The organism is Nocardioides sp. BGA-UO-ETr-FS32, assembly GCF_059567905.1.
Map to the genome: position 1 here is coordinate 21,722 of NZ_JCAQOX010000007.1, position 21,694 is coordinate 43,415.

23 protein-coding genes are annotated in these 21,694 nt (G+C 71.7%); 6 read left to right on the forward strand and 17 right to left on the reverse strand.

The features are described from left to right. Positions 1-244 precede the first annotated feature (244 nt). The 4 genes from dusB to AC57BS_RS02870 form a co-directional block, all read right to left on the reverse strand. Complete coding sequence (gene dusB, locus AC57BS_RS02855) at positions 245-1,387, reverse strand: tRNA dihydrouridine synthase DusB (protein WP_496409961.1); 1,143 nt, start codon at positions 1,385-1,387, stop codon at positions 245-247. 36 nt (positions 1,388-1,423) lie between these two features. Further along, on the reverse strand, positions 1,424-2,053 hold the full coding sequence (locus tag AC57BS_RS02860; RefSeq protein ID WP_496409962.1) for a hypothetical protein: 630 nt from the start codon (positions 2,051-2,053) through the stop codon (positions 1,424-1,426). A 46-nt stretch (positions 2,054-2,099) separates the two neighbouring features. Then, positions 2,100-3,500, reverse strand: coding sequence for a glycine--tRNA ligase (locus tag AC57BS_RS02865; RefSeq protein WP_496409963.1), 1,401 nt, complete (start codon positions 3,498-3,500; stop codon positions 2,100-2,102). 69 nt (positions 3,501-3,569) lie between these two features. After that, entirely contained in the window at positions 3,570-3,911 is a 342-nt protein-coding gene (locus AC57BS_RS02870; RefSeq protein ID WP_496409964.1) for an antibiotic biosynthesis monooxygenase family protein, read from the reverse strand. A gap of 63 nt (positions 3,912-3,974) precedes the next feature. Here AC57BS_RS02870 and AC57BS_RS02875 point away from each other — a divergent pair, with 63 nt between their 5' ends. From AC57BS_RS02875 to AC57BS_RS02890, 4 genes are read left to right on the forward strand one after another with little or no spacing between them, the layout of a single operon-like run. Further along, entirely contained in the window at positions 3,975-4,913 is a 939-nt protein-coding gene (locus AC57BS_RS02875) for a metal ABC transporter substrate-binding protein (RefSeq protein ID WP_496409965.1), read from the forward strand. Further along, positions 4,910-5,725, forward strand: coding sequence for a metal ABC transporter ATP-binding protein (locus AC57BS_RS02880; protein WP_496409966.1), 816 nt, complete (start codon positions 4,910-4,912; stop codon positions 5,723-5,725). Before AC57BS_RS02875 ends, AC57BS_RS02880 begins: the two co-directional genes overlap by 4 nt. 1 nt (position 5,726) lies before the next feature. Further along, a complete protein-coding gene (locus AC57BS_RS02885; RefSeq protein ID WP_496409967.1) occupies positions 5,727-6,731 on the forward strand; it encodes a metal ABC transporter permease in 1,005 nt (334 codons plus the stop codon). Next, positions 6,718-7,122 (forward strand): Fur family transcriptional regulator, encoded by a 405-nt coding sequence (locus AC57BS_RS02890; RefSeq protein ID WP_129453485.1) that lies wholly within the window; start codon positions 6,718-6,720, stop codon positions 7,120-7,122. The genes AC57BS_RS02885 and AC57BS_RS02890 overlap by 14 nt, the downstream gene beginning before the upstream one ends. A gap of 3 nt (positions 7,123-7,125) precedes the next feature. On the opposite strand, the gene AC57BS_RS02895 is transcribed toward AC57BS_RS02890, so the two are convergent. The 5 genes from AC57BS_RS02895 to AC57BS_RS02915 all read right to left on the reverse strand — a co-directional run bounded on the left by AC57BS_RS02895 (position 7,126) and on the right by AC57BS_RS02915 (position 12,447). Further along, a complete protein-coding gene (locus AC57BS_RS02895; protein ID WP_496409968.1) occupies positions 7,126-7,914 on the reverse strand; it encodes an isoprenyl transferase in 789 nt (262 codons plus the stop codon). Positions 7,915-8,042: 128 nt separating this feature from the next. After that, complete coding sequence (gene recO, locus AC57BS_RS02900; RefSeq protein WP_496409969.1) at positions 8,043-8,771, reverse strand: DNA repair protein RecO; 729 nt, start codon at positions 8,769-8,771, stop codon at positions 8,043-8,045. Positions 8,772-8,815: 44 nt separating this feature from the next. Next, positions 8,816-9,682 (reverse strand): alpha/beta fold hydrolase, encoded by an 867-nt coding sequence (locus AC57BS_RS02905; RefSeq protein ID WP_496409970.1) that lies wholly within the window; start codon positions 9,680-9,682, stop codon positions 8,816-8,818. An 88-nt stretch (positions 9,683-9,770) separates the two neighbouring features. Further along, positions 9,771-11,510 (reverse strand): 2-isopropylmalate synthase, encoded by a 1,740-nt coding sequence (gene leuA / locus AC57BS_RS02910; RefSeq protein WP_496409971.1) that lies wholly within the window; start codon positions 11,508-11,510, stop codon positions 9,771-9,773. A gap of 178 nt (positions 11,511-11,688) precedes the next feature. Next, a complete protein-coding gene (locus tag AC57BS_RS02915) occupies positions 11,689-12,447 on the reverse strand; it encodes a methyltransferase domain-containing protein (protein WP_496409972.1) in 759 nt (252 codons plus the stop codon). A 36-nt stretch (positions 12,448-12,483) separates the two neighbouring features. Between AC57BS_RS02915 and AC57BS_RS02920 the strand changes: the two genes are divergently transcribed. Both AC57BS_RS02920 and AC57BS_RS02925 read left to right on the forward strand, forming a co-directional pair. Then, a complete protein-coding gene (locus tag AC57BS_RS02920) occupies positions 12,484-12,969 on the forward strand; it encodes a flavodoxin family protein (RefSeq protein WP_496409973.1) in 486 nt (161 codons plus the stop codon). Further along, positions 12,966-13,778: a septum formation family protein gene (locus AC57BS_RS02925; RefSeq protein ID WP_496409974.1), complete on the forward strand. Its 813-nt coding sequence runs from the start codon at positions 12,966-12,968 to the stop codon at positions 13,776-13,778. The genes AC57BS_RS02920 and AC57BS_RS02925 overlap by 4 nt, the downstream gene beginning before the upstream one ends. 6 nt (positions 13,779-13,784) lie before the next feature. On the opposite strand, the gene era is transcribed toward AC57BS_RS02925, so the two are convergent. From era to AC57BS_RS02965, 8 genes are all read right to left on the reverse strand, one after another. After that, positions 13,785-14,840, reverse strand: a complete 1,056-nt coding sequence (gene era, locus AC57BS_RS02930) for a GTPase Era (RefSeq protein ID WP_496409975.1) — start codon at positions 14,838-14,840, stop codon at positions 13,785-13,787. Beyond that, complete coding sequence (locus AC57BS_RS02935) at positions 14,833-15,609, reverse strand: siderophore-interacting protein (protein WP_496409976.1); 777 nt, start codon at positions 15,607-15,609, stop codon at positions 14,833-14,835. The genes era and AC57BS_RS02935 overlap by 8 nt, the downstream gene beginning before the upstream one ends. 20 nt (positions 15,610-15,629) lie before the next feature. Continuing rightward, positions 15,630-16,931, reverse strand: coding sequence for a class I SAM-dependent methyltransferase (locus AC57BS_RS02940; protein WP_496409977.1), 1,302 nt, complete (start codon positions 16,929-16,931; stop codon positions 15,630-15,632). Next, positions 16,928-18,298 carry an FAD-binding oxidoreductase gene (locus AC57BS_RS02945; RefSeq protein WP_496409978.1) on the reverse strand — a complete coding sequence of 457 codons (1,371 nt, stop codon included), beginning with the start codon at positions 18,296-18,298 and terminating at the stop codon, positions 16,928-16,930. Before AC57BS_RS02945 ends, AC57BS_RS02940 begins: the two co-directional genes overlap by 4 nt. Positions 18,299-18,368: 70 nt before the next feature. Then, positions 18,369-18,704, reverse strand: a complete 336-nt coding sequence (locus AC57BS_RS02950; protein WP_496409979.1) for a cytidine deaminase-like protein — start codon at positions 18,702-18,704, stop codon at positions 18,369-18,371. A 47-nt stretch (positions 18,705-18,751) separates the two neighbouring features. After that, complete coding sequence (locus tag AC57BS_RS02955; protein WP_496409980.1) at positions 18,752-20,074, reverse strand: hemolysin family protein; 1,323 nt, start codon at positions 20,072-20,074, stop codon at positions 18,752-18,754. Between the two features lie 13 nt (positions 20,075-20,087). Further along, the gene (ybeY, locus tag AC57BS_RS02960) at positions 20,088-20,573 is read right to left on the reverse strand and encodes an rRNA maturation RNase YbeY (protein ID WP_496409981.1); all 486 of its coding nucleotides are present in this window, start codon (positions 20,571-20,573) and stop codon (positions 20,088-20,090) included. Continuing rightward, positions 20,570-21,607 (reverse strand): PhoH family protein, encoded by a 1,038-nt coding sequence (locus tag AC57BS_RS02965; protein WP_496409982.1) that lies wholly within the window; start codon positions 21,605-21,607, stop codon positions 20,570-20,572. Before AC57BS_RS02965 ends, ybeY begins: the two co-directional genes overlap by 4 nt. Positions 21,608-21,694: the final 87 nt, after the last annotated feature.

Consider the following 21,694-nt stretch of genomic DNA (forward strand, 5'->3'; position numbering starts at 1 on the left):
GGACTTCTGACGAGGGCTAGCAGGGGTTTCCCGCTTGTGGCGATGCTGAGCCACAGCGCTGATCCTTTGCACTTGCTGACGGGGGACGTGCGCCGATCCACGAGTCCGGAAAACGGGGGACGAACTCGTGCCCACGTCGACGCGATCCACGAGTGAAGCACAGGATTCTCGCCCTGTCCCAATTCTCCACGGTAAAAACGCGCGTGTTCCGGCTCACCCGTCGCGGATCGACGTGTGGACTCCGTCAGCCCCCGGTGGTCTCGTCGGCATCCTCGCGCAGGTGCGACCCACGCCCGTCGGTGTCGTCGAGCCACCCGTCGGGGAGCACCACCTTCTTGCGCGGAGCACCCTGCCTCCCCCGCGGCGTGCCGAGCTCGCGCTCGGGGAACGAAGCGGTGTCGTCGAGGTCCTCGAGGAGCGTGTCGAGGCTCGCCAGCGAGTCGACGAGGGCCAGCCGGTGGCGCAGCTCGCCGCCGGCCGGGAAGCCCTTGAGGTACCAGGTGATGTGCTTGCGGAACTCCTTGCACCCACGCTCCTCACCCATGTGCTCGGAGAGCAGCTCGGCGTGCCGGCGCATCATCGCCTTCACCTCGCCGAGCGTGGGCAGCGTGGCGACGTCCTCGCCGTGGAACGCCGCCGCGAGGTCGCGGAAGAGCCAGGGGCGACCGAGGCAGCCGCGACCGACGACCACGCCGGCGGCACCGGTCTGCTCGACCATCCGCAGCGCGTCGGCCGCCTCCCAGATGTCGCCGTTGCCGAGCACGGGGATGTCGACGTGGTCGACCAGCGCGGCGATGGCGTCCCAGTCGGCCTCGCCGGAGTAGGCCTGCTGGACCGTACGCCCGTGCAGCGCGATCGCCGCGACCCCGCTCTCCTGCGCGATCCGGCCGGCGTCGAGGTAGGTCAGGTGGTCGTCGTCGAGACCCTTGCGGGTCTTCATCGTGACCGGCACGTCGTAGGGCGCCGCGGCCGCGACGGCGTGCTCGAGGATCTCGCCGAGCAGCCCCCGCTTCCACGGCAGCGCTCCCCCGCCGCCCTTGCGGGTCACCTTGGGCACCGGGCAGCCGAAGTTGAGGTCGACGTGCGCGACGCCGTGGTCGGCGCACAGGATCTCGACGGCCTTGCCGATGTAGACCGGGTCGGTGCCGTAGAGCTGCACCGACCGCACCGTCTCGAGGTCGTCGAAGACGAGCATCTTCTTCGTCGTCTCGTCACCCTCGACGAGACCACGGCTCGTGATCATCTCGCAGACGTAGAGGCCGGCGCCCTGCTCGGCGCAGAGCCGGCGGTAGGCGGCGTTGGTGATGCCGGCCATGGGGGCGAGGACGACCGGGGTGTCGACGTGCACCGACCCCAGGGTCAGCGAGTCGGGCAGCGCGGCGGTCACGTCCCCATTGTCGAACCGGTCGCGCCCCGGCCCAAATCAGCCGCGCCCGCGCTTCTTCGCGTCCTTGCTCGGGCGTACGGGGTCCTCGACGTCGCCGGTCCAGGTGATCGGGTCATAGCCCTCGGTCGGCTCGAAGACCAGGTCGCGGACCCGGCCGCCGTCGGGCACGAGGTAGACCAGGCACATCTCCTGCTCGGCGCCCGCCTCGAACGGGGTCGGCAGCGGCCCGCTCTGGCAGGCGGTGAAGTCGCCACCCAGGGTCCACGGTGCGCCGAGGGTGCCGTCGGTGTCGCGGAGGTAGAGCGGCACGTCCTGTCCACCGAGGTCGGTGTCACCGACGTTGGCGAGCGTGACGGTCACGAAGTACGGGCGCGCCGCCGTCATCGCCTCGTCCCGCGTCCACCCGTCGAAGACCGACTGCCGTTGCTCGGCGACCGTCTCGACGGTCAGCTCGAGCTCTCCCGCGAGGTCCTGCGTCGGCTGCCACGCGAGCACCGCGGAGTCACCGAACCCGAGGTCGGTGCCGGGCTCGGTGCCGGTGGTCGAGGCGGCGGTCGCCGGAGGCGTGGACGGCTCGGGCTCGGCGGCGGGCGGCTCGGACCGCGAGCACGCGGACAGCACCACCACCGCTCCCAGCGGGACGGTCAGGAGCAGGGTGCGCCGCATGGCGACACTCTGGCACGTCGCGTGACGCCCCGCGGGCGTACGGGGGTCAGCAGCCGACGAGCTTCTCCGCGAACCAGCGCGTGATGCCGTCGAGGCTGACCCGCTCCTGCGACATGGTGTCGCGCTCGCGGATGGTGACGGCGTTGTCGTCGAGGGTCTCGAAGTCGACCGTCACGCAGTAGGGGGTGCCGATCTCGTCCTGGCGACGGTAGCGGCGACCGATCGCGCCGGAGTCGTCGAAGTCGACGTTCCAGTTCTGGCGCAGCTCGGCGGCGAGCGCCTTGGCCTTGGGCGACAGGTCGGCGTTGCGGCTCAGCGGCAGCACCGCGACCTTGACCGGCGCGAGGCGCGGGTCGAGCTTGAGCACGACGCGCTTGTCGACGCCGCCCTTGGTGTTGGGCGCCTCGTCCTCGGTGTAGGCGTCGATGAGGAACGCCATCAGCGAGCGCGTGAGGCCGGCGGCCGGCTCGATGACGTAGGGGACGTAGCGCTCGTCGGCGGCCTGGTCGTAGTAGGACAGGTCCTTGCCGGAGAACTCGCTGTGCTGCTTGAGGTCGAAGTCGGTGCGGTTGGCGATGCCCTCGAGCTCCTCGAAGTCACGACCCGAGAACCCGAAGCGGTACTCGATGTCGGTCGTGCCCTTGGAGTAGTGGGAGAGCTTCTCCTGCGGGTGCTCGTAGTGGCGCAGGTTGTCGGGGTTGATGCCGAGGTCGACGTACCAGCGGGTGCGCTCGGCGATCCAGTAGCGGAACCACTCGTCGTCCTCGCCGGGCTTGACGAAGAACTCCATCTCCATCTGCTCGAACTCGCGGGTGCGGAAGATGAAGTTGCCGGGGGTGATCTCGTTGCGGAAGCTCTTGCCCATCTGGGCGATGCCGAAGGGCGGCTTCTGGCGGCTCGAGGTCACGACGTTGGCGAAGTTGAGGAAGATGCCCTGGGCGGTCTCGGGGCGCAGGTAGTGCAGGCCCGACTCGTCCTCGATCACGCCGAGGTAGGTCTTGAGCATCATGTTGAAGTTGCGCGGCTCGGTCCACGCGTTGCGGGTGCCGCAGTTGGGGCACGCGATGGACTCGTTGATGTCGACGTCGTCGGGGTTGTCGATCCCCTTCTTGGCCGCGTGGTCCTCCTGGAGGTGGTCCTCGCGGAAGCGCTTGTGGCACGACTGGCACTCGACCAGCGGGTCGCTGAAGGTGCTCAGGTGGCCGCTGGCCTCCCACGTGCGGGTCGGGAGGATGACGCTGGAGTCGAGGCCGACGACCTCGTCGCGCCGGGTGACCATCGACCGCCACCACTGGCGCTTGATGTTCTCCTTGAGCTCCACGCCGAGCGGGCCGTAGTCCCAGGCCGAGCGGGTGCCGCCGTAGATCTCACCACAGGGGAAGACGAAACCCCGGCGCTTGGCGAGGGAGACGACGTTGTCCAGGGCGGTGGGGGCGGGCTTGGCCACGGTGCAGTCCTTCAGAAGTCGGGCCGGCTGGCTGCCGGCTCGGGGGTGCTTGCGGAGTTGGGCGAGCGGTCACCCTATCGACCGTGGGCGCGCCTCGTTGAGGTCGGTCCCCTCCTCGACCACCTCGTACGCGCTGGGCTCGTCGACCGCGTGCACCATCAGCGGCTGGATGTGCATCTTGCCCTCGTAGGAACCCAGGGCGCGCCGGTAGGAACCGACGTTCTCCCAGCGCGTGGTGAGCACCCACAGGCCCGGGTCGTCGACGTTGCGGCCGACGTCCCCCGAGACGTAGCCGGGCTTCGCGGCGAGGATGGCGAGGGCGCTCAGGAGGCCGCGCCGGAGCTCGTCCTCCGCCGCGGCGTCGGGGCCGGCTGGGCCGGAGGGCGTACGGAGTCGGGTGACGACGAGCATGGGCCCAGCGTAGGGCCCGCCCTGGTTTGACAATCGTTCTCAATTGGGCTGAGAATCGTTCTCATGTCGCTCGTCGCCCGCCTCGTCCCCCTCACCAGCGTCCTGACCGCCTCCGTCCTCCTTGCCGGGTGCGGCTCGACGGACGACGACGCGTCTGGAAGCGGTCGTCAGGCCGTCGCGTCGTTCTATCCGCTGGCATGGGTGACCGAGCGGGTGGCGGGCGACGGGTGGACGGTCGACAACCTCACCCAGCCAGGGCAGGAGCCCCACGACCTCGACCTCACCATCGCGCAGACCGCGTCCCTCGAGAGCGCCGACCTCGTCGTGCTCGAGGAGGGCTTCCAGCCCGCCGTCGACGCTGCCGTCGAGAACACCGACGCGCCGATCCTCGACGCGGCCGCCGTCGTGGACCTGATCCCGGCGACCGAGGGAGACCACGACGACCACGAGGACGAGTTCGAGGAGGGGGGCCACGACGACGGCGACCTCGACCCGCACTTCTGGCTCGACCCGCTCCTGGTCGCGGACTTCGCGGACTCCGTCGCCGACGAGCTCGCCGAGGTCGACCCCGACGGTGCGCAGACCTACGCCGACAACGCCGCCGCCCTGCGAGGCGAGCTGGAGTCGCTCGACGAGGACTACACCTCGGTCCTGGCGTCGTGCGAGCGCAACACCACGGTCGTGAGCCACCAGGCGTTCGGCTACCTGACGCGCTACGGCCTGGAGTTCGAGGCCATTGCCGGCCTCTCCCCCGACGCCGAGCCCACCGCTGCCGACCTGGCCCACCTCCAGGAGGTCATCGGGGCCGACGGCGTGACCACCGTGTTCTCCGAGCGCCTGGTCAGCCCCAAGATGGCCGAGACCCTCGCCGACGACCTCGGCGTGACCACGGCCGTCCTCGACCCGCTCGAGGGCCTCTCGGACGAGACGGCCGACGAGGACTACCTTTCCATCATGCGCTCGAACCTCTCGGCACTCCAGCAGGCCAACGGCTGCTCGTGACCCCGTCCACCTCCCCCGACGTCGCTCCCGTCACCCTCGAGCAGGTCTCCGTCGCGATCGGCGGCCGACCGATCCTGCGCGACGTCGACCTGACCGTGCGCACCGGCGAGATGGTGACGCTGCTCGGCCCCAACGGCTCGGGGAAGTCGACCCTCGTCCGCGCCGTCACCGGGCTGCTCCCCCACACCCGGGGAGTGGTCCGGTTGTTCGGCACCCCGATCGAGGACTTCGGCGACTGGTCGAGGCTCGGCTTCGTGCCGCAGCGCTCGACCGCGACCGGTGGCGTGCCGGCCACGGTGCGCGAGGTCGTGGCGTCGGGGCGCGTCGGGCGCCGCCGGCTGCTGCGCCCGACCAGCGCGGCCGACCGCCGTGCCGTGGAGTCGGCGCTCGAGGTCGTCGGCCTCACCGACCGGTCGTCCTACGGCGTCTCCCAGCTCTCCGGCGGCCAGCAGCAGCGCGTCCTCATCGCGCGCGCCCTGGCCGGCGAGCCCGACCTGCTCGTCCTCGACGAGCCCACCGCCGGCGTCGACCTGCCCAACCAGCAGGCCCTCGCGGACGCGCTCGGGCGGCTCAAGCAGCGCGGCGCGACGATCCTGCTCGTCGCGCACGAGATCGGCCCGATGATGCCGCTGGTCGACCGGTCGGTGGTGATGCGCGACGGCCGGGTGGCCTACGACGGTCCGCCGCTGACCCAGGAGGTCGCCTCGCACACCCACCACGACCACGACGCCGGACCTGACCACGGCCCCGGGAGCCACGACCACGCCCCGCACGTGTCCTCACCCTTCGACTGGGATCGGGGCACCCACTGACATGACGTTCCTCGACCTCTTCTCCCTCGAGTTCATGCAGCGCGCGCTCATCGCCGCGCTGCTCACCGGACTGGCGGCCCCGGCGATCGGCACCTTCCTGGTGCAGCGCCGGCTCGCGCTCCTCGGCGACGGCATCGGCCACGTCGCCGTGACCGGGGTCGCCCTCGGCCTGCTGACCGGCACCTCACCGACGTGGACCGCCGTGCTCGTCGCCGTGCTCGGCGCCGTGCTGATGGAGCTCATCCGCGAGCGCGGCCACACCAACGGCGACGTCGCACTGGCTCTGCTGTTCTACGGCGGCCTCGCCGGCGGCGTCCTGATCACCGGCATCGCCGGCGAGGGCGCCGCGACCCTCCAGGCGTACCTCTTCGGCTCCCTCAACGCGATCACCGCGGCCGACGTGTGGTTCACCGCGGCGCTGACCGCGGTGGTGCTCGTCGTCGCGGTCGGGCTGTCGCCGCAGCTGTTCGCGGTCGCGAGCGACCAGGACTTCGCCCGGGTGGCCGGCCTGCGCGTACGCGCCTGGAACCTGCTCATCGCGGTGCTGGCCGCGGTGAGCATCACCGTCGCGATGCGCACGGTCGGCCTGCTGCTGGTCTCGGCGCTGATGGTCGTCCCGGTCGCGACCTCGCAGCAGCTGGCCCGCTCCTTCCGGGTGACGCTCCTCGGCGCGATGGCCGTCGGGTGCCTCGCATCGGTCGGCGGCCTGCTCCTGAGCGCGTGGCTGTCCTTCTCCGTCTCCGTCGCTCCCGGCCCCACGATCGTCCTGCTGGCGCTCGCGATGTTCACCGCGACGTGGCCGATCGGGGTGTGGCTGCGGCGCCGCAGCCGGCTGCTGGCGCCCTTCCCCGAGGTCGCCGCGACCCCCCACCGCTCGCCGGAGCAGCACCCGCACGAGCACGGCGACGACTGCGGCCACCCCGCGGTCCCGCACGGCGACCACGTCGACTACGTCCACGACGGCCACCGGCACGCCCCGCACGGAGAGCACTATGACGAGCACTGAGCAGCGGCGCCCGGCCGTACGCCCCACCCGCCAGCGGCGTGCCGTCGCAGCGGCCCTGGCGGGCTTCGACGACTTCCGCAGCGCGCAGGAGATCCACGACCTGATCTCGCGGCAGGGCGACTCGGTCGGCCTGGCGACCGTCTACCGCACCCTGTCGGCGCTGGCCGACGCCGGCGAGGTCGACATGCTGCGCAACGAGGACGGCGAGGCGATCTGGCGCAGCTGCTCCGACACCCACCACCACCACCTCGTGTGCCGCACCTGCGGCGCGACCGTCGAGGTCGAGGGTCCCGCCGTCGAGCGGTGGACCAGCTCGATCGCCGGCGAGCACGGCTACGCCGACATCAGCCACACGCTGGAGATCTTCGGGACCTGCCCGGCCTGCCGGTAGGCCTCAGCCGGCAGTGGGCTGGTTCGGGATCGCGCCGCCGTAGCGACGGTCCCGGCTGGCGTACGTCTCGACGGCCGCCCAGAGGTGGCGCCGGTCGACGTCGGGCCAGAGCACGTCGGTGAACACCATCTCGCTGTAGGCCGCCTGCCACAGCATGAAGTTGGAGAGCCGCTGCTCCCCCGACGTGCGCCACACCAGGTCGGCGTCGGGCAGCTCGGGGACGTAGAGGTGGCGGGCGAACACCTTCTCGTCCACCTTGTCGGGGTCGAGCCGACCGGCGGCGACCTCGCGGGCGATCGAGCGGGCTGCGTCGGCGAGCTCGGCGCGACCGCCGTAGTTGACGCACATCGTCAGCGTCAGGACGTCGTTGTCCCTGGTCATCTCCTCGGCGACCTGGAGCTCCTTGATGACCGACTTCCACAGCCGCGGTGCGCGCCCGGCCCAGCGCACCCGTACGCCGAGGTCGTGCATCTCGTCGCGGCGCCGGCGGATCACGTCGCGGTTGAAGCCCATCAGGAAGCGGACCTCGTCGGGCGACCGCGACCAGTTCTCGGTGGAGAACGCATAGGCAGAGATGGCCTTCACGCCGATCTCGATCGCGCCCTCGACGACGTCGAAGAGCGTGCTCTCGCCCTCCTCGTGGCCCCGGGTGCGCGGGAGCCCGCGCTGCTTGGCCCAGCGGCCGTTGCCGTCCATGATGATCGCGACGTGCTCCGGGACCAGGTCGCGGGGCACCGGCGGGGGCGTGGCTCCGCTGGGGTGCGGGTTGGGCTGCTTCACCTGACGCTTCACGGTCGACAGACTAGGCCGGGACGTCATGGCCGGTGGTCGCCCGTACGACCGCGTCCCATGACGTCGGCGGCGTACGTCATGGCCGGTGGTCGTCCGTACGACCGGGAGCCATGACGTCGGCGCCCGGGTCAGCGCTCGACGTACGCCATGGACCGCAGGCCGCGCTCGAGGTGCCAGGAGAGGTAGGCAGAGACGAGGGTGCTGGCCTCGCGGAGGTGGCGGGGCTCGGCGGCGTGGACGACCGGCCAGTCACCGACCAGCAGCGCGCCCAGCACCAGCACCGTCTCGGAGGCCGGGGTGGCGGAGCCGGGCAGCTTGTCGGACGCGCAGAGGACGCCGCCCGCCGACGGGTTGAAGAACCGGTGCGGGCCCTCGACGCCGCACTGGACGCAGTGGTCGAAGGACGGCGCGTAGCCGGCGACGGACAGGGAGCGCAGCAGGTAGGAGTCGAGCACCTGCCCGGCCGGGTGCTCGCCGGCCGACATCGCGCGCAGGCCGCCGACGAGGAGCAGGAACTGCTGGACGGCCGGCTCCTTCTCCTCGGTGACGAGCCGCTCGGCGGTCTCGAGCATCACGGTCCCGGCGGTGTAGCGGTCGTAGTCGAACCCGAGCCGCGCGTTGAACGGGTCGAGCGTCTCGGCCTGCGTGATCACGTCGAGGCTGCGCCCCTCGGCGAGCTGGAGGTCGACGTGGGTGAACGGCTCGAGGCGCGAGCCCCAGCGCGAGGTCGTACGGCGCACACCCTTGGCGACCGCGCGCACCCGCCCGTGCTGACGCGTCAGCAGGGTGATGATGCGATCGGCCTCGCCCAGCTTGTGGGTGCGGAGCACGACCGCCTCGTCGCGGTAGAGGGGCACCGGACCATTGTCCCCCACCGACCCCTCGTGAGCGGGGTCCGGCGTCAGCGTTTCCGGGTGCGGACCTTCGTCGTCGCGGGTCGCTCCTGCCAGCACTCCAGCGCGAAGTCGGTCGCAGCCCGGGTCAGCCGCTCCGGGCGGAAGCGCCACTCGAGGATCGAGGACGCCCGCTCCATCCGTACGTGCGGCAGCTCGGCGGCCAGCATGTCGGCGTCGACGAAGGGGTGGATCGGGTCGACCGGGTGGCCCACCACGAACACCGGCGCCTGGATCCGGCGGCGCTGGGACGACGACGGTGCGAGCCGGCCGAAGATGACGCCGTGGAGGACCGAGGCGATCGACTCGGCGCGATGGTCGACGGTGTCGAGGCAGACCCCGGCCCAGAACGGGACGATCCCCCGGGGCACCGAGCGGGAGATACGCTGCAGCGTGTTGGCCGTCACCGGCACGTAGCGCGCGGCGAGCATGATCGGGACGAAGGCGAGGATCCCCGCGACCAGTGCGTTGTTGAGCACCGGCATCTCGACGATGAGGCCCTTGACGCGCTCGGGCGCGATCACCGCCACCTCGAGCGAGACGTTGGCGCCCAGCGACGTGCCGCCGATGACCGCCTGCTCGGCGCCGAGGTGGTCGAGCAGCGCCACGACCTGCTCGCCGAAGGAGGTCATCGAGTAGACCAGCGGGTCGGCCGGCTGGTCGGAGCGACCGTGGCCGAGAAGGTCGAGGGTCACCACGTGCAGGCCCTGCGCGGCCATCGCCCGGGCGAGCGGCTGCTGCATGCGTCGTGGCATGAGCAGGCCGTGCAGCAGCACGACCCAGTCGTCGCCCGAGCCGTACTCGGTGTACTCCAGCCGGTCCCGCCCGCCGTCGGACTCGACGAAGAACTGTCCGATCCGCTCGCTGACCAACATGGGCTCAATGTAGTCCGCTGCGATCGGCCGGTCCGGGACGTCCGCGGACCGGCCTTTCGCAGCGGACCATCGAGGGAGGGTGTGGAGATCAGGCGCGGTTGACGGCGCTGATCACGGCCTTGAGCGAGGCGGTGACGATGTTGGCGTCGAGCCCGACGCCCCACAGCACCTTGTCGCCGCTGTCGGAGGACACCGCGCACTCGACGTACGCCGCCGCGATCGCGTCACCACCGGCGGACAGGGCGTGCTCGGCGTAGTCGAGGACCCGTACGTCGTGGCCGACCGCCGCGATGGCGTCGACGAAGGCCGCGATCGGGCCGTTGCCCTGGCCGCTGAGCTCGTGCCGCTCGCCGTCGACGTAGACCCCGACGGTGAGCTGGTCCTTCTCGCCGGCGGCGCTCGAGGTGTGCACGGAGTTCAGCTTGAGCGGGGTCTCGCGGTCGAGGTACTCGGCGCGGAACACCGCCCAGATCTCCTCCGGGGTGATCTCGCCGCCCTCGGCGTCGGTGTGCTGCTGCACGACCCGGCTGAACTCGATCTGCGCGCGGCGCGGCAGGTCGAGCTTGTGCTCGGACTTGAGGACGTAGGCGACGCCGCCCTTGCCGGACTGGCTGTTGACGCGGATCACGGCCTCGTAGGTCCGGCCGACGTCCTTGGGGTCGATGGGCAGGTAGGGCGCCTCCCACGGCAGCTCGCCGACCGGGACGCCGAGCGCGGCGGCCCTCTTGTCGAGGTCCTCCAGGCCCTTCTTGATGGCGTCCTGGTGGGAGCCGGAGAAGGCGGTGTAGACGAGGTCGCCGGCGTAGGGGTGGCGCGGGTGGACCGGCAGGTTGGTGCAGTACTCGACGGTGCGGCGCACCTCGTCGATGTCGCTGAAGTCGACCTGCGGGTCGATGCCCTGGCTGAAGAGGTTCATGCCCAGCGTCACCAGGTCGACGTTGCCGGTGCGCTCGCCGTGGCCGAACAGGCAGCCCTCGACGCGGTCCGCGCCGGCCATGAGGCCCAGCTCGGTCGCCGCGACGGCGGTGCCGCGGTCGTTGTGCGGGTGCAGGCTGATCGCGGAGTGCTCGCGCCGGGTCAGGCCGCGGCCGAAGTACTCGATCTGGTCGGCGTACGTGTTGGGCGTCGACATCTCGACGGTGGCCGGGAGGTTGAGGATGATCTCGCGGCCCGACTCGGGCTGCCAGACGTCGGAGACCGCCTCGCACACGCTGAGCGCGAAGTCGGTGTCGGACTGGGTGAAGATCTCCGGGCTGTACTGGTAGCCGAAGTCCCGGCTGCCGACGATCGAGCCGAGGCGCTCCTCGGCGTACTTCATGACCATCTCGGTGCCGCGGACCGCGATGTTGCGGCACTCGTCGGGCGTGACGTTGAACACCACGCGCTGGAAGAGCGGCGCGGTCGCGTTGTAGAGGTGGACGGTGGCCCGCGGGGCGCCGACGAGGGAGTCGATCGTCCGCTCGATGAGGTCCTCGCGCGCCTGCGTCAGCACCGAGATCTGCACGTCGTCGGGGATCCGGTCCTCCTCGACGAGCTTGCGGACGAAGTCGAAGTCGGTCTGGCTCGCGCTCGGGAAGCCGACCTCGATCTCCTTGTAGCCCATCGTGACCAGCAGCTCGAACATGGTGAGCTTGCGGGCGGGGGTCATCGGGTCGATGAGCGCCTGGTTGCCGTCGCGCAGGTCGGTCGACAGCCAGCGCGGCGCCTTCTCGACCTTCTTCGTCGGCCAGGTCCGGTCGGGGACGTCGACGGGCACGAACGGCGTGTAGCGGCCGAACGGCATCGGGCTGGTGCCCTGCTGGTTCGCGGTGTTGCTCAGGTTGGTCATGGTGTTCCTCGCTGTGGCTGAAGGGGCGACCGGCACGCGCCACACTCCGCAACGAGGGGGCCGGTGGTCAGGCCTCGTTGCGGCTGCGAAGGAGAAGGCTGCGCATCATGACGGGACCAGCGTACGCCGCCAGCCGGGCCAGCACAGCCGCTCGTCCGATCCGCGGACCGGGGCCGCCTCAGGCACGACCGCGGGCGGCGTACGCCACGGCCGTCAGGTCGAACGGTCCGGCGCCGAGGCGACCGCGCAGGACCTCCTCGAGCCGGGCCCGGCCATCGGGTCCGAGGGCGGCGACGGCGTCACCGGCGGGTCCGACGCCGTGCAGGTAGGGCTCCCACCACTCCTCGAAGCTCGGGTGCGTGACGGTGACCGGCAGCTCCACCGCCTCGACATCGCGCAGTCCCCCGCCCTCGAGGATCGCGACGAGGCCCTCACGGGACCCGCCCGGGAACTCGCGCTCCCCCGGGTGCTCGGGCGCGAGCTGGGCGACGGCCTCCCAGAGCGGCCACATCGGCGCGCGTGACCCGACGAGGTCCCAGACCGTCGCACCGACCCAGCCGCCGTGCCGCGTCACCCGCGCCATCTCGGCGATGCCGCCGACGGGCTCGGCCATGAAGTGGACCACCAGGCACGCCGCTGCGACGTCGAAGGAGTCGTCGTCGTGGGGCAGCGACTCCGCCCGTCCCAGCCGGACGTCGACGCCGGCCAGGCGTTCGCGGCACGCCTCGACGAAGGAGGTCGACGGGTCGACGGCGGCGACCCGGTCGGCACCGAGCCGGTCGGCGAGGATGCCCGTGAGCGCGCCGGGGCCGCAGCCCACGTCGATCGCCCGTTGACCGGGCGCGACCTCCAGCCAGTCGGCGAGGTCGGCGGCGAGCGGTCGGGAGTAGCGGCCCATGAAGCGGTCGTAGGCATCACCCGTCACCTCGAAGGTCACGCCACGCGACGCTACCCCGCCTCGTAGGCTCACGCCATGCCCCGACTGCTGGTGGTCCACCACTCGCCGACCCCCTCGGTGGCCGCGTTGACCGACGCGGTCGTGGCCGGCGCCTCGGACGACGCGATCGAGGGCGTGGAGGTCGTCGTACGGTCCGCGCTGGAGGCACGTGCCGACGACGTGCTCGCCGCGGACGGCTACGTGCTCGGCACCCCCGCCAACTTCGGCTACATGAGCGGTGCCCTCAAGCACTTCTTCGACACGATCTTCCTCGAGGCAGGGGGCGCCCTCACCGACGAGGGCTCCGCGGCCGCGGCCGAGGGCGGCCGGAGGCCGTACGGGCTCTTCGTCCACGGTCGCTACGACACGACGGGTGCGGTGCGGTCGGTGCAGTCGATCGTGGGGGCCCTTCCCTGGCGGCAGGCGGCGCCCGTGCTCGAGGTCCTCGGCGAGGTGGGCGAGGCGCAGCGGGAGGCGGCGTACGAGCTGGGCGGCACGCTCGCGGCGCTGGTGATGGCGTGAGGCGCCTCCTCGCGACGCTCGCAGCCGCCATCGTGCTGGGCGGTTGCACGTCCGCCTCGCCCGGACCCGCCGATCCTGCCGGGTCGCCGACGCCCTCGTCGTCCCCGAGCCCCACCGAGACGACTCCGCCCGATCCCGGACCCACCCCGGAGGTCGGCGAGTGCCACGCGCTGACCTTCCGCCAGGCGCTGGTGGTCGTCGGCCAGACCGCGCCGGTCCCGTGCCGGCGGAAGCACACCGCCCAGACCTACTTCGTCGGCACCCTCGACCTGACGACGAAATCCGGCTTCACCCGGCGGATCGACTCGCAGGCCGCCCAGCGCCAGATGCGCACGAGCTGCACCCGACGGCTCCCCCGGCACCTGGGACGTCCGCCGCGCGAGCTGCGGCTGAGCATGGTGCGGGCGGTGTGGTTCACCCCCAGCCCGGCCCGCGCGGAGGCCGGCGCCGACTGGTTCCGCTGCGACGTCGTGGCGGTGGCGGCGCCACGGCAGCTGCTCGACCTGCCCCGGCGTACGAAGGGCTGGGCCGCGCCCCCGATGTGCGCGACGTCGGCCCCCGGCACGAAGGGGTTCGACCGTGTCGCGTGCAGCAGGAGGCACTCGTGGCGCGCCGTCGCCACGGTCGACATCCCGGGTCGCCGGCTCCCCGCGCCCGCCGTGGTCGCCGACCGCATGGACCCGACCTGCCGCGACGTAGCGGCGGACAGCGCCGACGACCCGCTCGACTTCACCTGGTCGCAGGAGAGCCCGACGCGCGAGCAGTGGGACGCCGGACAGCGCTACGGGATCTGCTGGGTGCCTGCCTGACCTGCGTCAGAACCCGAGCTTGCGCAGCTGGCGGGGGTCGCGCTGCCAGTCCTTCGCGATCTTGACCTGGAGGTCGAGGTAGACCGGCGTGCCGAGCAGCGCCTCGATCTGCTTGCGGGCCGCGGTGCCGACCGCGCGGAGCCGCGAGCCCTTGTGGCCGATCATGATGCCCTTCTGGGAGTCGCGCTCGACGTAGAGGTTGGCCACGATGTCCAGCAGCGGCTTGTCGTCGGGGCGGCCCTCGCGTAGGCCCATCTCCTCCACGACCACGGCGATCGAGTGCGGCAGCTCGTCGCGGACGCCCTCGAGCGCAGCCTCGCGGATGAGGTCGGCGGCGAGCGCCTCCTCGGGGGCGTCGGTGAGGTCACCGTCGGGGTAGAGCGGCGGGCCCTCGGGCATCTGGCCCACCAGCAGGTCGGCCAGCAGCTGGACCTGGTCGCCGGACACCGCGGACACGGGGACGATCTCGGCCCACTCGGTCTTCGTCTCCTCACCGAGGGCCTGGATGTCCAGCAGGTGCTGGCCGAGCTGCTCGGGGGTGACCAGGTCGGTCTTGGTGGCGACCGCGATGCGTACGGTGCGGCGCACCTTGGCCAGCTCGGTGACCAGGAACCGGTCGCCCGGGCCGATCTTCTCGTTGGCGGGGAAGCAGACGGCGACCACGTCGACCTCGGCCCACGTGGTCCGCACCAGGTCGTTGAGCCGCTCGCCGAGGAGCGTCCGCGGACGGTGGAGCCCGGGGGTGTCGACGAGGATGAGCTGGGCGTCGTCGCGGTGCACGATGCCGCGCACCACGTTGCGGGTGGTCTGCGGCTTGGACGAGGTGATGACGATCTTCTGCCCGACGAGGGCGTTGGTCAGCGTGGACTTGCCGGCGTTGGGACGACCGACGAAGGACGCGAAGCCGCTGCGGAAGCCCTCGGGCGCCTCGTAGAACGCGCCGGCGGGAGCGACACCGGACAGGTCGAAGTCGTCGTCGAGGTCGTCGTCCTCGTCGTCGAGCTCCTCGGCCAGCCCCTCCAGGTCGTCGTCGTGCTCGTGCTGCTGCTCGTCGTCAGCCATCGCTCGCCTCTCGCGCTGCGTCGTAGTCGGCCCAGATCTGCTCGTCACTCTTCCCTGCCGCCTTGCCCGCGCGCCAGACCGGGCCGGGGTCGACCGCGCGCGGCTGGCGGGCGGCGGTGGCGCGCCAGTAGCCCATCACGTCGTAGTGGCTCGTCGGCAGGCCGACCTCGCGCATCAGGTGCTTGCGGATCGCGCGCATCTGCGCGGACTCCCCCGCCATCCAGAAGTAGCCCTCGCCCTCGGGCCAGTCGATGCCCTCGACCACCTGCGCGAGCGCGCTCTGGCCGGGCGCGGGCGGGGCGAGCCAGGTCACGTCGGCGGTGTCGGGGAGGTAGCCGGCCAGGTCGTCGGGCACCTCCGCCATCACCTGCGTCGGCAGGTCGGGGCGGGTCTCGGCGATCCGGGCCATCGCCGGCATCGCCGTGAGGTCGCCGACGAGCAGCAGCCAGGACGCGCCGGCCGGCGGCCCGAACGTGGCCTTGGGCTCGGTGATCGTCACGACGTCGCCGATGCAGTCGCGCGTCGCCCACTCGGTCACCAGCCCGACGTCGTGGACGACCACGTCGAGGGTGAGCTCGCCGTCGGCGTACGACCGCACGGTGTAGTAGCGGCTCTGGAACTGGCCGGGCACGACCAGGCCGACCCACTCGTCCGGGATGCCCGTCGACGCGAATCCGTCGAGGTCGTCGAGGACGAGCCGGACGAGGTGGTCCGACAGCGGTTCGCGGCGGCGTACGGTCGCCTGGAACTGGGCTGCGCGCGTGCTCACCGGACGAGGCTATCGGTGGCTCACCAGTCCGGACGCATCGGGAACTCGGAGCGTCCGTCCCGGTGGTTGCGGGTCGCGAGCACCTGGTGCAGCTCGACCTCGCCACGCTCGAAACCGACCCGCGACCCGGCGATGTAGAGCCCCCAGACGCGGGCGGTCCCCTCGCCCACCTCCGCGACGCACTCGTCCCAGTGCTCGACGAGGTTGCGGTTCCAGTCGCGCAGCGTGGCGGCGTAGTGGAGGCGCAGGTTCTCGCTGTGCTGCACCTCGACGCCCTGGTCCTGGGCGGCGCCGATGACGGTGCCCGAGCCGATCAGCTCGCCGTCGGGGAAGACGTAGCGGTCGATGAACGCTCCCGTCTCCTGACGACGGTTGTGCGGCCTGGTGATCGAGTGGTTGAGCAGCCGTCCGCCCGGCTTGAGCCGGTCACGCAGGTGGCGGAAGTAGGCGGGGTACTTGCGGACCCCGATGTGCTCGGTGAGGCCGATCGAGCTGACGGCGTCGAACCCGTCCTCGACGACGTCGCGGTAGTCGAGGTGCCGCACCTCGGCGAGGTCGCCGAGGCCCTCACGGTCGATGGCCGCCTTGGCCCACTCGGCCTGCTCCAGCGACAGCGTGACGCCGAGCGCGCGCACCCCGTGCTCACGCGCGGCGTGGCGCACCATCGTTCCCCAGCCGCACCCGACGTCGAGCAACCGCATGCCGGGCCGAAGGCCGAGCTTGCGGCAGACCAGGTCGAACTTCGCCGCCTGGGCCTGCTCGAGGGTGGCGTCCGGCGCCTCGTAGAGGGCGCAGGTGTAGGCCATCGACGGCCCGAGGACCAGCTCGTAGAACCGGTTGGACACGTCGTAGTGGTGGGCGATGACCTCGGCGTCACGCACCATCGAGTGCCGCAGCCCCTCGACGGCACGCCGCCACCGCGGCAGGTGCTCCTGCGGGGGCGGGGCGGGCGGGCGGAGGTGTGCCAGGCCGAGGCCGCGGGCGAGCTGCAGCGCCTCCGAGGGCGCGGGCACCCGGAACCTGGTGTTGTCCTTGAGCAGCACCAGCGCGTCGTACGGGTCGCCCGGGTGGACTCCCGAGAGGTCGAGGTCGCCGCTGACGTAGGCCCGGACCAGGCCGAGGTCGCCGGGAGCCGTCATCAGGAAGGCGAGACCGCGCTCGGTGCGCAGGTGCATGCCGACCGGCGCGTCGGGAGGGCCCGCGGCGCTGCCGTCGTACGCCGTGAAGCGCAGCGGCAGCCCTCCCCTGACCAGCCGGTCGATCGCGTCACCGATCGGCATCCGGCCGGGAGCGGGCGTCGGAGGATCGAGCCGGGAGCTCATCGTCGGTGCACCACCTTGTCGTAGAGGGACGTCAGCCGGTCGTCGGGGTCGAACCTGGTCTTGACCTCGGCCAGGTGGGCGCCGCCGTAGAGGCGGTCGAACTCCGCGCGCTCGTAGAACGCCTCGGAGTAGAGGCTCTTGTGGCCGCCGAGCGCGGAGACCTGCGCCTCGATGGCTCGGTTGCGGGGCGAGGTCGGGGCATCGGGCCCGACGTTGACGACGCCCCAGAAGCCGACGTTGACGTACGTCGTGCCGGAGGCCAGCGGGTACCCCGGCCAGGGGCGGTCGGTGCCGGCGTCGCCCCGACGCAGCCGCAGCGGGCACAGCCAGACGGGTCGCATGCCGATCTCCCGGTCGAACCACGAGAGGAACTCCGCGAGGCGGTCGACCGGCACCTCGACGTCCTGCACCACGCGCTCGCCCCGAGGGCGGCCGGCGCGTCGGTCGAGCCGATCGCCGATGCCGAGGCGGCGGTCGAGCGCCACGAGCTTCCAGTAGACGTCGGAGCGACGCAGCCGGCGCGGCCACACCCGGCGTACGAGCGGGTGCTGGGCACCGAACGCCCGCGAGCACCAGAACCAGTCGGTGTCCCAGCGCCACAGGTAGTCGTGCACGGTGAGCCGGTCGCTCGCGCGCTCCTGGAGCGAGCGGTAGAAGACCTGCTGGCCGGTGTAGTCGCTCGTGGGACCCGGCTCGTCGGTCCAGCGGGCGAGGGTGAGGTAGAGCTCGTCGGGCGAGAACGCGACGCCGTCGAGGCCGTCGACCCGCTCCCCCGCCCAGGCCCGGTCGTCGACGATCCGGGTGATCGCGTCGGTGAGCGAGGCGGCGTCGTGGAAGCGGACGTGGCGCAGCGCGACGTACGCCGGGACCGCCTCGAGCTCGATGCGGAGCCGCGTGGCGTAGCCGAGCGAGCCGTAGGAGTTGGGGAAGGCGTCGAAGAGCTCGTCGCCCGGCTTGGTGGTGACGACCTCGCCGGAGCCGGTCAGCACGTCCATCTCGATCACCGACTCGTGCGGCAGCCCGTTGCGGAAGCTCGTGGACTCGATGCCGAGACCGCTCACGGCACCGCCGAGGGTGATGGTCCTCAGCTGCGGCACGACGAGCGGGATCCGGCCGTGGGCGAGGGTCACCTCGACGAGGTGCTCGTAGGTGCACATCCCCTGCACCTCGGCGACGTCGCCGTCGACCTCGATCACCCCGGTGAGGCCGGAGACGTCGAGCCCGGCGACCCCGGACGTACGCCCGCGGAACAGGTTGCTGGTGCGCTTGGCCAGGCGTACGGGCGCACCGTGAGGGAGGGCGGCGTAGGACTCCCTCAGCCTCGCCTCCCCGGCACGGTGCTGCTCACGACCCACGGACGATCGCACACCTCCACGCTAGCGATCCCGGACCGCGGGCGCGAGCGGGTTGCGGGGATGCGCCTGACTCGCCAGAGCGTCAGGTGCTTGACGTGCGGTCGATCCTCCCGCGCTCGTCTCCCACGTGCACGGGCACTCCGCGCCCGGCGAAGTCCCGCACGGCGTCCAGGGCTGGCTCGGCGTCGGTGAGCACGACGGCGGCCTCGAGCCCCGCCGAGCCGGACGAGATCGCCATGGCTACGCAGACCTCGAGCGCGGAAAGGTCGAGGTGCTCGAGGCGCACGCTCGCCGCGGCGTACGTCCGCCCGTCGAGGTCGCGCACCGCGGCCCCCTCGTCGGCGCGGGCCCGGACGCGGGTGGCACGGGCGAGGGTCACGAGCTTGGCATCCTCGGCACTCAGGGTGTCGTCGGTCATGCGACAACCCTAGGAGACGCCGTGCGGCCTGCCTGCGTACGTCCGGGTCAGCGGCCGGCGGAGGTGACCGACGACGACCCGTCGTCGACCTCGTCCGCGGTCTCGGGCGAGAGCACCGTCACCAGCACCGTCTCGATCTTGTTGCGCCGCCCGGTGGCGCGCTCGGCCTCGAGGCGCAGGCCGTGGCACTCCACGACGGACCCGGGGATCGGGACCTTGCCGAGGTGCTTGGCCATGAGGCCGCCGACGCTGTCGACGTCGTCGTCGACGACGTCGAAGCCGACCAGCTCGTCGAGGTCGTCGACCGGGTAGCGGGACGAGACCCGGATGGCGCCGCCGTCGAGGTGCTCGACCTCGACCTCCTCGGCGTCGTACTCGTCGGTGATCTCGCCGACGATCTCCTCCAGCACGTCCTCGATGGTGACCAGGCCGGCGGTGCCGCCGTACTCGTCGACGACGACCGCGATGTGCTGGCGGCGGGCCTGCAGCTCGGTCAGCAGGGCGTCGACCGGCTTGGAGTCGGGGACGTAGTGGACCGGGCGCATCACCTCGTCGACGCGCTGGGTGAACTCCACGTCGGGAGCCTCGAAGTCGCGACGCACGAGGTCCTTGAGGTAGGCCATGCCGACGATGTCGTCGAGGTTCTCGTCGACGACGGGGATGCGGGAGTAGCCGCTGCGCAGGAACAGCGAGAGCGTCTGGCGCAGGTTCTTGTGGCGCTCGATGTAAACCACGTCGGGCCGCGGGACCATCACCTCGCGGGTGATGGTGTCGCCGAGCTCGAAGACCGAGTGGATCATCCGCCGCTCGCCGGACTCGATGACCGCCGACGCCTCGGCGAGGTCGACCAGCTCGCGCAGCTCGGTCTCCGTCGAGAACGGACCCTCGCTGAAGCCCTTGCCGGGGGTGATCGCGTTGCCCAGCAGGATCAGCAGGGCGGGGATGGGACCGAGGATCGTGGTGACGAGCGAGATCGGACCGGCGGAGGCCAGCGCGACCCGTACGTCGTGCTGGCGACCGATGGTGCGCGGGGCGACGCCGATGACCACGAAGGACACCACCAGCATCACGCCGATCGTGGTGAGGAACGTCGGGACCGGCGAGCCCTGGTAGGCGTCGCGGGCCCACGTGGCGACGAGGACGATGGCGCTGATCTCGCAGAGCAGGCGCATCAGCAACGCCGTGTTGAGGTAGCGGGCGGGGTCGTCGAGCAAGCTCACCAGTCGCGGTGCACCGGGACGGCCCTCGGCCTTCAGCTCCTCGGCGCGGGCGCGCGAGAAGGCTCCGAGGGCGGCGTCCGCGGCCGAGAACAGGCCGGCGAGCAGGACCAGCAGGGTGGCCGAGCCCAGCTGCCAGATGTCAGCAGTCATGTCGTCGCCCGCCTCAGGTGGCGGGCGGCGAGACGTCGGGTGCGGCGTCGGACGAGGCGCGCCACGCGTCGAGCAGCTCGCCCTGGAGCCCGAACATCACCGCGTGCTCCTCGGGCTCGGCGTGGTCGTAGCCGAGGAGGTGCAGGACGCCGTGCACGGTGAGCAGGTCGATCTCGGCCTCGCGGCCGTGTCCGGCCTCCACCCCCTGCCGCTCGGCGACCGACGGCGCCAGCACGAGGTCGCCGAGGACGCCCTCCTCGGGCTCCTCGTTGACCTTGCCCGGGCGCAGCTCGTCCATGGGGAAGGCCAGCACGTCGGTCGGTCCGTCCTTCTCCATCCACTGCCCGTTGAGCGCGGCGATGGTGTCCTCGTCGACCGCCTTGATGCACAGCTCGGCCTGCGGGTGGACCCGCATCTGCTCCATCACGAAGCGCGCGAGCCGCGACAGCCGGCGTACGTCGAGCTCGAGGCCCGACTCGTTGAGGACCTCGATGCTCATCGCGGTCCCCGCTCGGTCTTCTTGGGCCCGGTGCGCGGGTGGGGCTGGTTGTCGGCGTCGAACACCTCGTAGGCCTCCACGATGCGCCCGACCAGCCGGTGGCGCACGACGTCGGTGCCGGTCAGGCGGCAGAAGGTGATGTCGTCGACCCCGTCGAGGATCCCTTCGACGACGCGCAGGCCGGACTTGGTGCCCGACGGCAGGTCGACCTGGCTCGTGTCGCCCGTGACGACGATGCGGGAGCCGAAGCCGAGGCGCGTGAGGAACATCTTCATCTGCTCGGGGGTCGTGTTCTGCGCCTCGTCGAGGATGATGAAGGAGTCGTTGAGCGAGCGACCGCGCAGGAACGCCAGCGGGGCGACCTCGATGGTCCCGGCGGCCAGCAGCTTGGGGATCGTCTCGGGGTCGACCATGTCGTGCAGCGCGTCGTAGAGGGGGCGCAGGTAGGGGTCGATCTTCTCGCTGAGGGTGCCGGGCAGGAAGCCGAGCCGCTCCCCCGCCTCGACGGCCGGACGGCTCAGGATGATCCGGTTGACCTCCTTGGCCTGGAGGGCCTGCACGGCCTTCGCCATCGCCAGGTAGGTCTTGCCGGTGCCCGCGGGGCCGATGCCGAACGTGATCGTGCTCTTGTCGATCGACTCGACGTAGCGCTTCTGGTTGAGCGTCTTGGGTCGGATCGTGCGGCCGCGGTTGGACAGGATGTTGAGGCTCAGCACGTCGGCCGGCCGCTCGTGGGTCTCCGCGCGCAGCATCTGGATGATCCGCTCGACCGTCTCGCCGGTGACGCCCTGTCCGGTGCGCACGAGCGTCACGATCTCGTCGAGCAGGCGCTCGGCCGTGGCGACCTCGGCCGACTCGCCGGCCAGCGTGATGCGGTTGCCGCGGACGTGGACGCTGGCGTCGAAGGCGCGCTCGATGAGCCGGAGGTGCTCGTCGCCCGGGCCCAGGACCGAGACCATGTCGATGCTGTTGGGGACGACCACGGTGTGGGTCGGTCGTTCCTCGGGGGTGCCTGGCTGGTTCGTGGCAGTCATGGATGCCCGTGCGGGCGGCCTTCCGGGTCGGTGGCAGAGCCCCTCCATGCTACCGAGCGCGGGGCGTACGGCCCACCCGAAAGGGGC